General features: G+C 60.5%; 12 protein-coding genes and 2 pseudogenes. 8 read left to right on the forward strand and 6 right to left on the reverse strand.

Going from position 1 to position 13,099, the window contains the following annotated elements:
* The first annotated feature begins 287 nt into the window (after window positions 1-287).
* The 4 genes and pseudogenes from FHW69_RS15430 to FHW69_RS15450 all read left to right on the forward strand — a co-directional run.
* Entirely contained in the window at window positions 288-800 is a 513-nt protein-coding gene (locus FHW69_RS15430; RefSeq protein WP_183423994.1) for a hypothetical protein, read from the forward strand.
* Window positions 801-840: 40 nt separating this feature from the next.
* Window positions 841-1,084 (forward strand): annotated as a pseudogene (locus FHW69_RS15435) (transposase); the annotation flags it as partial.
* 1,176 nt (window positions 1,085-2,260) lie between these two features.
* Window positions 2,261-2,602, forward strand: coding sequence for a hypothetical protein (locus tag FHW69_RS15445; protein WP_183423996.1), 342 nt, complete (start codon window positions 2,261-2,263; stop codon window positions 2,600-2,602).
* Window positions 2,603-2,683: 81 nt separating this feature from the next.
* Window positions 2,684-2,905: pseudogene (locus FHW69_RS15450) on the forward strand (DUF1428 family protein); the annotation flags it as partial.
* On the opposite strand, the gene FHW69_RS15455 reads toward FHW69_RS15450, so the two are convergent.
* Both FHW69_RS15455 and FHW69_RS15460 read right to left on the reverse strand, forming a co-directional pair.
* Window positions 2,902-3,465 (reverse strand): hypothetical protein, encoded by a 564-nt coding sequence (locus tag FHW69_RS15455; protein ID WP_183423998.1) that lies wholly within the window; start codon window positions 3,463-3,465, stop codon window positions 2,902-2,904. The pseudogene FHW69_RS15450 and the gene FHW69_RS15455 sit on opposite strands and share 4 nt — an antisense overlap.
* A gap of 64 nt (window positions 3,466-3,529) precedes the next feature.
* Entirely contained in the window at window positions 3,530-4,504 is a 975-nt protein-coding gene (locus FHW69_RS15460; RefSeq protein ID WP_183423999.1) for a phytanoyl-CoA dioxygenase family protein, read from the reverse strand.
* A gap of 261 nt (window positions 4,505-4,765) precedes the next feature.
* On the opposite strand from FHW69_RS15460, the gene FHW69_RS15465 reads away from it, so the two are divergent.
* Complete coding sequence (locus tag FHW69_RS15465) at window positions 4,766-5,191, forward strand: hypothetical protein (RefSeq protein ID WP_183424000.1); 426 nt, start codon at window positions 4,766-4,768, stop codon at window positions 5,189-5,191.
* Between the two features lie 55 nt (window positions 5,192-5,246).
* Window positions 5,247-5,747 carry a hypothetical protein gene (locus FHW69_RS15470; RefSeq protein ID WP_183424001.1) on the forward strand — a complete coding sequence of 167 codons (501 nt, stop codon included), beginning with the start codon at window positions 5,247-5,249 and terminating at the stop codon, window positions 5,745-5,747.
* A 30-nt stretch (window positions 5,748-5,777) separates the two neighbouring features.
* Here FHW69_RS15470 and FHW69_RS15475 read toward each other — a convergent pair whose 3' ends face one another.
* Entirely contained in the window at window positions 5,778-6,446 is a 669-nt protein-coding gene (locus FHW69_RS15475) for a dihydrofolate reductase family protein (protein ID WP_183424002.1), read from the reverse strand.
* Between the two features lie 699 nt (window positions 6,447-7,145).
* Here FHW69_RS15475 and FHW69_RS15480 point away from each other — a divergent pair.
* A complete protein-coding gene (locus tag FHW69_RS15480) occupies window positions 7,146-9,749 on the forward strand; it encodes a TonB-dependent receptor (RefSeq protein ID WP_183424003.1) in 2,604 nt (867 codons plus the stop codon).
* Between the two features lie 116 nt (window positions 9,750-9,865).
* Here FHW69_RS15480 and FHW69_RS15485 read toward each other — a convergent pair whose 3' ends face one another.
* The 3 genes from FHW69_RS15485 to FHW69_RS15495 form a co-directional block, all read right to left on the reverse strand.
* Complete coding sequence (locus FHW69_RS15485; RefSeq protein ID WP_183424004.1) at window positions 9,866-10,258, reverse strand: hypothetical protein; 393 nt, start codon at window positions 10,256-10,258, stop codon at window positions 9,866-9,868.
* Between the two features lie 48 nt (window positions 10,259-10,306).
* The gene (locus FHW69_RS15490; RefSeq protein WP_183424005.1) at window positions 10,307-10,693 is read right to left on the reverse strand and encodes a VOC family protein; all 387 of its coding nucleotides are present in this window, start codon (window positions 10,691-10,693) and stop codon (window positions 10,307-10,309) included.
* A 111-nt stretch (window positions 10,694-10,804) separates the two neighbouring features.
* Window positions 10,805-11,971 carry an AAA family ATPase gene (locus FHW69_RS15495; RefSeq protein ID WP_183424144.1) on the reverse strand — a complete coding sequence of 389 codons (1,167 nt, stop codon included), beginning with the start codon at window positions 11,969-11,971 and terminating at the stop codon, window positions 10,805-10,807.
* Window positions 11,972-12,147: 176 nt separating this feature from the next.
* Here FHW69_RS15495 and FHW69_RS15500 point away from each other — a divergent pair, with 176 nt between their 5' ends.
* Window positions 12,148-12,975: a LytTR family DNA-binding domain-containing protein gene (locus FHW69_RS15500; RefSeq protein ID WP_183424006.1), complete on the forward strand. Its 828-nt coding sequence runs from the start codon at window positions 12,148-12,150 to the stop codon at window positions 12,973-12,975.
* Window positions 12,976-13,099 lie beyond the last annotated feature (124 nt).

Here is a 13,099-nt window from a genome sequence, read left to right on the forward strand (position 1 = left end):
CGATCTGTTCTTCGCTGAACTTCGACTTCTTCATATAGAGCTCCTTGGATGGGAAACTCTACTTCCGTCTGGCTCGAACCAACGAGGACGCTTCAGACCTACTAAGTCTGGAAGAACAAATACTCAGGCATGGAGGTGTTGCGGCTACGGCATCTGAAGGATGTTGAAGCGGAGTTGGCGCGCCTCAAGCGCATGTACGCCGACTTGGCGGTGAAGCGCCACGCGCTGAAGGATGTCCTGTCGCGAAAGCTCTAAGCCAGGCTCGGCGACTGGAGCTGAGCCTGGCGATGCAAACCCATCGTGGCCTGAGTGCCCGGCGTGCGGATCGCGCGCTGAGGATGTCGCGTTCGGTGCGCCACTACCGATCACGGGTGCGCGACGATGGCCCGCTGTTCACCGCCATCGAGGCGCACCTGAAAGGCAACTCGGGTCACGGTTTCGGCCTGCTGTTCGATCAGGCGCTTCGGCCTCAGGGCTTTGGCAAGACCCGCAGTTGGCGGGTCTATGTGGGCTTGCGCCTGAACCTTTTACGTCGTGGCAAGCGTCGTTGGTCCGAGCGCACCCGCGAACCGCTGGAGATTCCCATGCAGGCTAATCACACCTGGTCGGCTGATTCCATGAGCGACGCCCTATGGTCGGGCCGCCGTTTCCGCACATTCAACGTCAACGATGATTTCAATTGCCAGTCGCTACGTATCGAAATCGATACGAGCTTGCCCTCGCAACGCGTCATTCGCGTTCTGGACGAACTCGTTGAGCTTCGCGGCGCCCCGCGACGACTGCGATTGCACAACGGCTAGGGTTCATCAGTGCGGCGCTCAAGCCATGGGCGCAACGTCATGGCGTCGAACTGCTGCACATCCAGCCAGGCAAGCCCACTCAGGACGCGTACATCGAACGCTTCAACCGCACCTTCCGTACCGAAGTGCTGGATCGCTACGTCTTCACCACGCTCGCCGAAGTCCGGCGTATGACCGACGACTGGCAACACCGCTACAACCATGACCGGCCACATCGCTCTCTCGGTGGCCTGTCGCCCGTCAGTTACGCCATGGCACCATCAACCACATCTACTTCTGGATGACTCGAAAGTACGAGGACGCTTCAAGGATGGCTGGCGCTTTCGCACGTTCAACGTTATCGGCGACATATATATTGCTCGATGGAAATAGGGGATATAACCTTGCCTCGGACTTGGCCAACTAGAGGGTCAGATCCGTCTAATTGATCAGGGGCTTCGAGATAGCTGGATGACGACTTACATAACTTCGGATTATCGCGAGGTTGCAAAGCCGCGGATCGTAGATGCGATTGCGGCCTCCGGAAAGCGGGGGCGCTGGCGGCGCGCAGGTATCTTGCTTCTCGCCGCGCTCGTTGGCGTGCCGCGGGTGCACGCGACAGAGACCATCACTTATTACTACACCAGTCCCGAAGGCAACCTGTTGGCGACGGCAGACGCCGCAGGCAATGTCATCAGCAGCACGGATTACCGTCCGTATGGCAGTGCGGCCTTGGGCGTAGCCGCGCAAGGGCCTGGCTACACGGGGCATGTCAGCGACATTGACACGGGCTTGGTGTACATGCAGCAGCGTTACTATGACCCAGTTATCGGCCGATTTCTCAGTACGGACCCGCTCAGGGCGGTATGGCGATCACCCAGTCATATGAGCCGTTATAGCTACGCGAACGATAATCCATACCGATTCATTGATCCGGATGGACGAGCCACCGTCGCGATTGGTGGAACTTTTAACGCCGCTGCGCAGGGTGGAGGCACGGTTACGGGCCAAATCACGTTTAGTACGCCCTCTTGGAACCCGGCTACTTGGCGCTTAGGCGGATACGGATCAATAGGAGGCTTAGCAACTACCGATATCGGTGTCGGCGGCGGGCTTGCGCTTAGTTACTCCCCTGCAGATTCTGCGGAAGAAATGGCTTCCGCCAGTAGTAACGTTTCAGCAGGCGGGGCGGTCAATGTGCTGGACGTCGTGTCGGTTGGCTATGAGCAGAGCCTGTGCACAGATTGCAAGCGCACCAGGACGCTAACAATTGGCTCCAAAATCGCGATTGCCCCTGTTGAGATCCACACTTCTGTCACGCAATCCGCGGGGGTGACGTGGCTAGGTTCCAAGCCGCCCCAGCCGACGGTCACTGTGGGTCCAGCAACAAAGGCCCCACCGCCGCCGCCCCCTCCCCCCCCACAACCGCCACCGAATCGGCAGCCGGACGATCCATCCACCATACGACAGGATTTGAATCAATGAGTGGTGAAATTGGCTTTTTTCTTGGCGCGGCGCCGGGCCTTGCCTATACGCTGTGGAACATGATTCGCGGGCAGCAGACGGCCAACGAGGCAAAGAGGATCGCCAAAGCACACGGTGAGTTCCTGGATTTCTACGCTAGTTCGTCGTTTGGCTTCGATTACCTCTTCAGGCCACAGCAGTTGATCGGCCCCAATGATAGCGACGGTATGCGTGAAGCGAAGGCACTGTTGCTGTCGATACGCAAGCAGCTTCTCAGACGCCATGCGCTGGGCGCCCTGTTCACGTCCCTGGGGGCCTTTGTCGGCGTCTTACTCGCGGTAGGCTTGTCTGGCTCATAGAAAATAACGCCTCGGCTCGAACGGAAAGAAGCAGGTTGCAGGCATCAGGCCGTTTCGTTCTTCGGATATTGAGTGATCTGCCTGCCAGAGGGTCAGGTTGCCGATGTCCGCCGCGCCGTGCAGGCTAGGCAGGATGAATCCGTGGTGTTCTCCTGGGTGGAGTGGCCCGACAAGGTCATTCGCGATGCCGGCATGGCGAAATTAATGCAAGCCCCGCGCATGGAAGCCGCCGTTGACTGTCCGTTCGATGGAAAACGCACGATCTTTGGCGGCTTCAAGTCAGTGGTTAGTCTGCCGGACTAAGGGGTCTTGAGCGGCGTGCTTTCAACGCCGACAACCCGCTCGATAATCAGCAAGCTAAAGAACCCCATGTGTCCGTAACCACTCCAAAAAAAACCTGCGGGAAACTTACGTTTCTCCCCTGAAAAGAATCGCCCAACCACGGTGACTTGTGCCTCTGCAGATGGCTCCTTCTGAATAATCCTGTCGAACTTCCGAAAGGCCTTGTCGACCTCCAGCTTCGTCGTGATTCCTTCAACCACCAGTGGCTTCGATCGCTTCCGGTCTTGTGTGACACCACAGCAATACATGGTGCCGGAGGACTCTTTGCCGCCGTATTCAAGCCACACTGCCTTGTGCCTGCTCGCCCCCGTGCAGTCGGTATATCCGAGGGTGAAATTTTCGAACGCACGTTCCGCCTTGCCGGTTACCTCGATCAATGCATGGTTGTAGCGCCCCGGATCGTCGAGTAGCTGGCAAACCGAGACGCGCGTGGGTTCTTCGACTTGGGCGTGCGCGGAACATGTGCAGACGCAGAAAAGCACCAGGAGGCTGGCTATTCGTGCTGTCACGCTCTGACTCATAAATGCATTCCCTTCTGTTTGGTGATCGCCATCGCGGGCCGCATTCGCAGGCGACCCGCCTCAATCAATTCTTCCATTCCTCGGTATACGCATAGCGCGTAGGCCGTAGCGACATGTATTGCGCCACGCGCGGTCGCTGCGCGCGGTTTGGACTGCTGCCATGAGGTAGCAGGTGATGCCAGATGATCATGTCGCCACGCTTGGCGGCAATGGGCGTCATGGTCAGGGTGCTCCGTGCATGATCCTGCGCGGTCGTTCCTTCCGGAACACGCTTCAGCCACTGCGGTAGCGTGCGATGAAAGCCCGGCACGCAGCTGAATGCGCCTTGATCTTCTGCGACGTCGGCCAGATACAGAATGCCCTGCAACTCAAGGCAATGCGGTTCGGCGAGTGTTGCATCCCAGTGCACATGCGGCCCGGGAAAATGCCATTTGTCGCACTCGGGTGGATTCAATCCGCCCTGATCTATGGTGACCCACAGATCTTCGCGCCCCCACAGCTGCGCATGAGCCTTATGAATGCGCGGCGCGAAACGATTGGCAACCAGCGCGGGATGCCGCAGCAACGGCACCCAGATGGAATGACCCAGTGATTCGCGATACCACGACTCCGGATCGTCGCGGCTCATCCCTAGAAATTCGTAGATGGCGCTCTCGGCGGCTATCGCTGCTTCCGCGCTGACGGCGTTGCGAAGGATGACGTAGCCGTGCTCGTCCCAGTGGGCGAGGTCCTCCGCGCTCAGACCTTCTACATGATCGAGATTACCAACTTCGGAACCAACCATTTCTCCTGCCAGGGCACGCCGCAGGCGATCCAGTGACGCTTCCGTCAGGCCGCTGCCGCTTCGCTCGATAATCCATGTTTCAAACTGCTCAAAGCTCGGCTGTTCGTGGTGCAGGTAGCGCAGGGTTTCCAGCACGTTGAGCCGCAAGCCGGCGAGCAGTGTCTTCTCCACATCCTGAGGCAGCCGCGCCACGCAGCCCGGCGTGCGCTGGCACGCCCAATACGTATGCAACTGCTCAATACCAAGCCCCGTCACCGCCTCGACCATCCTGTTCCCCACTGCTTTGAAGATTGTTCCATCCCCTGGGCGCCCGTGGAGCGCCGCTTGGAATCATGAGGTGTTTTGGGGCGGTGGGGAAGGGTATGCCTGGCGTGTCGATATTCGCCTCGCCAGGCAAGCGGCGCGGGGGGCCGCGGCCCTCTCGACGCCACTGCGCCAATCAGGCATTGTCCGTCAGACAGGCATAGGGCGCCCTCGATTCCGGTCAAGGGCAACAGGGATGGCAGGGGAGGGGGAATGAAGAAGTCGTTCTTGATGGCTGCGATGGCTATCGCGGCTACTCAGTCTGCATGCAGTACGCAGTACCGGATCGACATGGATCCGAATGCGTTTCTGGCCACGTGGAACAGGGACATGCATGGCCCTGACATGACGCTTCGCCGTCAGCCCGGGGATGGTGACGCCACGCTGGTTTCCGATCACTGGCTGGTCGTAAAGCAGTCTACGAAAGACAACGCGTGGATGCTCACGGCACCTGAGGCTGTGGGTCCGCAGACTTGCAGCGAGCTGTTCGTCGCGGCACTGGGCATATCGCGGGATGCGGCGGACGCACTCATTGCGCGCGGGCAGAAGGAAACGCAGTTCCAGGACGGCAACCTCAACGTTACCGTCGCACATGAAGGCGGCATGATCTGCCGGGCCGCAGTTGTTCCGGGGAAATAGCCCGCGTGCGCGTGCCGTCGATCTGCCCTGAATCCTCGCAAGAAAAGGAATGGACATGAAGTTGCTGACGAAAACTTTCGTCGTGGCCTGTGTTGCCGTGGTCGCGACGTCAACCACGCTGGCGGCCGGCCCTGCGGCACCCGCAACCATGTCGCCGTTGCTCGGCAGCTGGTTGCTGGATACATCGCGCCTGCCCATGCCGCCCGATCAGCGACCGAAAAGCGTCAGGTTCACGTTTGCGGATGCGGGCAGCAACAAATGGGCCACGAAGGTGGACATTGTCTATGCGTCCGGTGAAGAGGTCCACTCCGTGTCGAAGCCCGGGCTGGATGGAACCTACGTCAACCTCGATAGCAGCCCCGAAGCCGATCACGTGGCGCTGACGCACCCTGTGCCCAACGTCCTGGTGATGGCATTGCAGCAGGATGGGGTTCTGGTTTCGACGCGAATCTATTCGGTGGCGCCAGATGGCAACAATCTCGTCGAAACCGTCGTCTATCCCGGAAACGACAACACCCGCGTCATGCGACTCAACCACTTTACGCGCGCACTGTAATGACTAACTGAGCGCTGCAAATCGTCGCAATTACCACGATCCTCTGGCGATCTTTTCGCGTCGCGCCAATTCGGCTTCGCTTGGATCGAGTGTGGCAAAGGTGCCCGGCTGAATGTCGCCTTCAGGCACATAGGCGCTCATCACGACGCCACTTTTTGAAACCTGTGACCGCAGCAGTCGAAGTGCCGTGGGGGCAGCGGAGTCGCTGAAGATGCGTTTGCCGCGTCCCAGAATCAGTGGGAACGTCCAGACGTGGTATTCGTCGATCAGTGATGCAGCCTGAAGGGTATGTACCAGGTTGCCGCTTCCGATCACTTGCAGGTCAGGACCGGATTGAGCTTTGAGGTGTGCAACGGCGGAGGCAACATCGCCTTTCAGTAGCGACGAGTTGTTCCAGCCCAGTGACGTCAATGTGCGTGATGCCACGTGCTTCTTCGTGGCATTGAATGTGGTCGCAATGTCATCGTCAGCCGGTTGATACGGCCAGAATGCTTCAAATATCTGGTAGGTCCGCCGTCCCAGAAGCAGCTCGCGATGCTTTCCATCGAAGCCGGCGCTGGACATGTCCATGCCTTCGCCTGCGTAGTTGAGCATCCAGCCGCCAAAAGCGAACCCGCCAGTAGGGTCTTCCGTGGGGCCGCCGGGCGCCTGCATGACGCCGTCCAGTGAAACGAACGTGGATACGATGAGCTTTCGCATGGGAACGCCTCGGTCGTAGAGCGCCAATCGCGCACGCTTGCTTGTGCAAGTGATGGAGCAAGTGCAGCCTAGGTCACCACTGGACGGGAGGCAAGTGGCTGAAATAACTCGCCTGCGGACTTATAGCTTTGATTATGATGAGATTTGTAAGGCATCCGTTGACCCTCGGGCTCGCAATACGCCGCTCTTATCGCCGCGCCGACCCATGTCTTCACCACTCGCCCGCAAGGCGGGAATGCATATCCGTCAGCGTTGACGCGCCAACGCATCTCCCTCAAACCGGTTGACAGGCCACGCGTTCGCAAGATAAAAAGCACATGGCCGTCCATAACGACGTCCCATTTGCCCCAGAGGTATAGACGCTTGGCCATCCAAACGGTTCGGAATCAGACTATCGGTATGACGCATCGCCCGCTGGCGATGTGTTGTTGCTGCTGATTTCCTGCGCCGTCCACTCCGGACAGGCCCCATAGCGTAGAGGTCCGGTTCGTATCCCGCGAACCCCTCTCATTCCCGTCGAACACATCCATGCCGCCGTTGCGCGGCAGCGCGCTGCTGTTCGTCCACTCTCTCTGACCGTTCAGACCGTTGTCTGACACCCGCTCCGCGCCTCCCCAGCGCTGATCGGGCGGGCTTGTCGTGCATCTTTGTCCGCGCATCGCGCCGGACAGTCTCTCCCCACACTCGATAAAGACAATCATGTTGAAGAAATCCCTGCTTCCCCTCGCGATAGCGTGGTCGCTTTCCGCATCCATCGTGCAGGCACAAACCACGGCCGCTGATGGCAAGTCCACCAGCCTCGACGCTGTGGTCGTCACCGGCTCCAACATCAAGACGACTGACAGTGAGGGTCCGAGCCCCGTGCAGGTCATCACGGCCCAGGAGATCGTCGCCAGCGGCAAGACGAATCTTCCCGACGTGCTCCGTTCGATCTCGGCCAATAGCGGCAACAGTTTCAACGAGCAGTACACAGGAAGTTTCTCGGCAGGCACGGCCAGCATTTCCCTGCGCGGCCTCGGCGCCAAGAACACGCTGCTGCTCGTGGATGGCAAGCGCGTGGCCAACTACGCCACCGCCAACGAGTTGCAGGACACCTTCGCTGACTTGAACTCTCTGCCGCTTTCAGCGGTGGAACGCATCGAAGTGCTGAAGGATGGTGCATCTGCCGTTTACGGATCGGACGCCATTGCAGGCGTGGTCAACATCATCCTGAAGCAGAACTATCAGGGTGCAGAGCTTGGTGCCGGTTACGGCCAGAGCACGGAAGGCACGGGGCAGGGTGAGCGCACGTTCCACTTCCAGGCGGGCCACGGCGATATCAAGAAGGATCGCTATAACCTCTACTTCGCCTTTGATGCGCAGCAGCGCGACCGGCTTCAGCAGGACGACGTCAGCTGGCTGCGCGACAGCGATTTTCGCAACAAGCCCGGTGGCACGCTGGGATGGGTGCCCACCAATTACTACAACAACAATGCGACGGATCGTTTTGCCAACGCGGTCGGCCCGGTTTCCCTACAGCCCTATGGCGCCATCAGTCCGGGAAAAACGGGGGACGTGTGGGCCTATAACCCCGCGCCATACAACACGCTGATGCCGCGTGTCGAACGCTATCACAGCGTACTTCGCGGGACGTTCCAGCTCACCGATAGCGTGCAGGCGTATGGCGAGTGGATCTACAGTCGCAACACCACGAGCTTCACGTTCTCGCCGCCACTTTCCATCGGCAACGGCTTGCGCGCATGGAACAACAACACTCAGTCCCTGGACAACATTGCCACGGCTCTGCCGGTGGGCAATCCGGCGAATCCGTACAACGTCGTCACGCCGGTCAATACGAATCTCTGGCAGGTTGGCCCGCGCAACAAGCGCGACCGTCAGATCTTCAACAGGTTGCTGGTCGGCCTCCGTGGAAGGACAGCTGGGTGGGATTGGGAGGCTTCCGCGTTGCACTCGGAGAGCCGCCTCAGTGAACGGGTGACCAACTTCGGTAATCGCTATGCCTTCCAGGGGCTGCTGGCCAACGGTGGCTACGACCTCGCCTCCGATGAGAACCCGCAGTCGGCCGTCGATGCGTTGCGTCTGGCGACGTTGCGTCCTGCGGTGTCCAAGCTGGACAGCGTGGACCTGACGGCCACGCGCCCGCTGTTCGATCTTCCGGCAGGCACGGTGAATGTGGCCACGGGCGCGCAGTTCCGCCGCGAAGCCATCGACTCGCAGACCTCCGACGCGGTGCTTTCAGGCACCGAGCTTCGACCGGCGCTCGACATCATCAAAGGCTCGCGTCGTGTAACGGCGGGCTATGCCGAGTTCAATGTACCGATCCTCACCACGCTGGAAGCGAACGTTGCCGGACGCCTCGATCACTACAGCGACTTCGGCAATGCCTTCGCGCCCAAGTTCAGCCTGCGCTGGCAGCCGGAGGAATGGCTGCTGCTTCGCGGATCGTTCTCGCGCGGCTTCCGCGCGCCGTCGCTTCCCGAAATCACCAACAGCACGGCGGTGAGCTACAGCTCGGTGATTGACCCGTACGATCCGATCACGCCGGGAAGCGCACGCGCTGTCACCAACATCTACAGCGCCAACCCGAAACTGAAACCCGAGCGCTCGAAGAACTACAACGCGGGCTTCGTTATCGCGCCGACGCCCGATACCAGCATCGGAGTGGACTATTTCCACATCGTGCAGAACGGCCTGATCGGCCCGGACAACCTCACATACATCGTGGCCCATCCGGAGATCTACGGAAGCCGTATTGTGCGAAACAGCGTGGGTCAGCTGCTGACGGTCTATAACCAGTACCAGAACCAGCAGGGACGCACGACGTCCGGCGTAGACTTTGATCTGCGCCACACGGTACACACCGGTTCGTTCGGTGACCTGACCTTTGGCGGAAGCTGGAGCCGACTGCTTCAGTTCCGCTCGTCGCAGGTGGCGGGTGATCCCCGGATCAACGGGGCAGGGACGAACATCTTCGGTGCGCTGCCGAAGTGGCGCGGTTCGACGGACGTTCGCTGGGCCGTCGGTGATTTCGACAGCACAGTCACCTGGTACTACACCGGGGGCTATCGCCAGAATCCGGACAATATCCCCGCCAACCTGGCATTTCCGTCCCGCGTGAAAAGCTGGAGCACCGTTGACCTGTCGGTCGCGTACCACGGCATTGCGCGCACCACGTTGACCCTGGTCGCTCAAAACCTGCAAAACCGCCGACCGCCGTGGGACCCGTCCAACACGTACTACGACAGCTCGCTCACCGATCCTCAGGGCCGCACGCTGTCGTTCAAGGCGGACTACCGCTTCTGAGTGGAGAAAAAAGGGCACGGATGCCCCCTTTTGGCTGCGGCCGGCTGGTGCGATAACAAAGCCGGCGGCGGCTTCATTGCCCTGCGACGCAGGTATGCGGCCGAGCCGCCTGCATTTCAGGGCTTGATGTTCCAGTCAATGAAAACAGGCAATCCATTCGCCCCCGCGTAGGACGGAAGCGAAGGGAAATGCATGCCAGCGAACTTGTCGCGGAAGCATGCCGACATCTTCGTTTCCGGCCGCACCTCAACCTGTTTCGCCGTGCCATTGGAAAGCACATTTGCAACGACGGTAAACCGATCCGTATCGCTGGTGGATTCGGGCGGAAAGCACTGCCTCATTGCTGTGCCGAGTTGTTCGCCGATGGCGGCGTAGAACACGCGGCTATAGGTTCGGCCTTCGGGCGATTCCTCCAGTTGCCTGGCCGTCGTCACGCGCTCATCGAAGGTGTCGGTGGCAGCAGCGATATTGGGGAGCAGCATCGAGGCCAATAACAGCAGTGGTTTCATCCGTGATCCTTGTTCCGATGCATGAGGCGTTGATAAATGGCCTGCCGGTCACTGTCCCGCAGGCGGTTCCCACAGTTCGACTTTGTTGCCCTCCGGGTCGATGACCCAGCCGAACTTTCCGTACCCAGAATCGTCCGTTGCCTCCAGCACGTTGCATCCCTCTTCGCGAAGCGCCTGCAACAACGTGGTCAGATCGTCGACACGATAGTTGATCATGAAGGTCGACTGGCTCGGGGCGAAGTGCTTGCCGTCATCCTTGCCGATGGACCAGACCGTTGTGCCGGTGGTCGGGTTGCCTGATTCGTCGGCCCATGTGAATGCCGTTCCACCCCAATCCTGCACGTCGATGCCCAGGTGCTTTTTGTACCAGGCGCGCAGCGCAACAGGGTCTTTCGCGCTGAAGAAGATGCCTCCGATACCTGTAACCCGTTTCATGGGAACACTCCGAAGTGTGGCGGGATCAAAGAATGCTGGATGGGGCGTGGATTCCCCCGTGCAGCCGCGAAGGCTCACTTAACTCTCAGAACAACTTTATTTCAAGCACGATTACCGCTCAGGCCAATACCAGGCTGGCTCGTCCAGTGCACCCTGACCCACCACGCGCGTCTGGCTGAAGTCTTTCTCCAACATGATGGTCTGGCAGGCAGGCTGTTGCTCCAGCGCGCTTACCAGGCGTGACGCATGCGAGACCACCCACATCTGCGTATGTGAGGCGGCCTGGGTGATGAGGCGGGCGAGGGCGGGCAGCAGATCCGGGTGCAGGCTTGTCTCCGGTTCGTTCAGCACCATCAGCGGGGGCGGCCGTGGCGTGTGCAGCGCAGCGATCCAGGTGAGATAGCGCAGCGTTCCGTCTGACAGTTCCATGGCGGTGAGTGGCCGCAGCAGGCCCGGCTGCATGAACAGCAGGGTGAAGCGACCGTCGCTCACCGATATGGTGACCGTGGCACCCGGAAACGCATCGTCGACAGCGTTGATCAGCGAGTCGGCGTCACCAATTTCCAGGATGGTTTGCCATGCGGCTGCCAGGTCAGCGCCGTCGTGACTGAGGACGACCGTGCGCGTGCCAAGCTGGGCTTGCCGGGAAGGGGCGTCGTGGTCGGATCGAAAGTGGTCGTAGAACCGCCATCCCCGGATGGTCTCTCTCACGCGCATCACTTCGGGCGCCCGTTCGGGGTCAGCCATCTGGGTGAAGATGCTCTCGAACCGGTCGAGATGGTCAGACACGACCCGCCAGCTTCGGCCATCGCGCACGCGCGCCATGGTGCCGCGTCGATCCAGCAGCACATTGGACGAACGCAGAAACGGGCCGCTCCAGATGCTTTCGCACTTGATCTCCGGGTCCAGCGCAAAGGCGGTGGGAAATTTTGGCGGCGGTGGGAATCCCATGTCGATGGCATAGCCGAAGTCTTCGCCGGCAAAACCGAGCTTCAGTGCTACAGGGTCCCGGCGGAGGGTGCCTTCAACGGGCACTTCGCCCTGGCACATGCGCCGCGAAATATGCTCCGGGCCCGCCCAGAGTGCGGAGGTCAGGCCACCCTCGCGGGCCAGTGCCGCGCCGACCCGACCATTGGCCGAGTCGGCCAGCAGACGCAGGGCGCGGTACAGATTGGATTTGCCACTGCCGTTGGGGCCGGTGACCAGGTTGAGCTGGCCCAGCGGAATCACCAGCGATCTGAGCGATCGGTAGTTGGCGAAGGCGAGCGTGGTCAGCATGGCGAGGTCATCCCGGGAATCCATTCGTGGCGCATCGTGCGGATGCTACGACGGCCGGGTCTCCCATGGTGAGATCCGGAGGCGACAGGTTGCCCATGCCTGACGCGAGGTTGAAGCGCCGCCCATATCCCCGCAAGCTTCACGCCCTGAGCCACGGCGCGAGCGCACCACTGTCCATGAAGCTGCGAACGTTCGACCTGCTGGCCATCCTTGCTGTTTTCGTGGCGTATACGCTGACGATCCGGCTGGCGATGGGGCTGGACTTCATCGACTGCATGCTCACCGGGGCCGCTAATACCGTGCCCGTGGTGCTTTTCGGCGCGATAGTGCGCCGGGTTGTCGTAAAGCGGCTTATCGGTTCGTCCACCTGGGTCCAGATCGGCGCGCATGTGCTGATGGGGACAGCCTTCGTGGTGTTGTCTTATGTCGTGCTGATCGTTCTTCTGGGGCTTCTCAATGGCGCAGGGCCCGGCGGCTTCCTGATCAAGCCCTTCTCGATGGCCGGCGCCGCATGGCAGTCGCTGGAGAATGTGACGACCTATGCGCTGATCGTCATGGTGTCGTATGTGCATGCGCAGCACGGCTTGCTGGCGCAGGCGCGACGTGAGAGCGAGGTTTCCGCAAGCCGCGACGACATCGCTGACGCAAAGGCTCTGGTCGAACCGCGTACCGATCCGTCCCTGTCCCGCTACTTCGTCCGCATCGGCGAAGAGCTTCGCCCGCTCGATATCGACACCGTGGTCAGCATCGGGGGCGCCGACGATTACGCGGAAGTGCGCACGCTTACCGGCAAGCATCTGGTACGGGTGACGCTGGCGGAGTTCGCCCGGTCCCTGGACCCGGCGAAGTATGTTCGGGTGCACCGCTCCCTGATCGTCAACGTGCAATACATCGCCCGGGCCGAATCGGCCGGTGGTGGCCGCCTTCTCCTGCACATGGAGAACGGGCAGACGCTGTCTACCAGCCGTGCTGGCGCCAGGCTGTTGCGGGATCGCGTCATTTAGCCGTTGCGGGGCTCCCGTTCGCCGAAGCGCCGTGTCCGTTCGCCGAATATCTGACCGCTCTTTCCCGCATGGCGTGAGCATCGGCCTCTCTTGTCGCCGTTCACCGATGCCTTCCCGGGAGAGA

Origin of the sequence: Luteibacter sp. Sphag1AF (genome assembly GCF_014192715.1) — a bacterium.
Lineage (GTDB): Bacteria > Pseudomonadota > Gammaproteobacteria > Xanthomonadales > Rhodanobacteraceae > Luteibacter.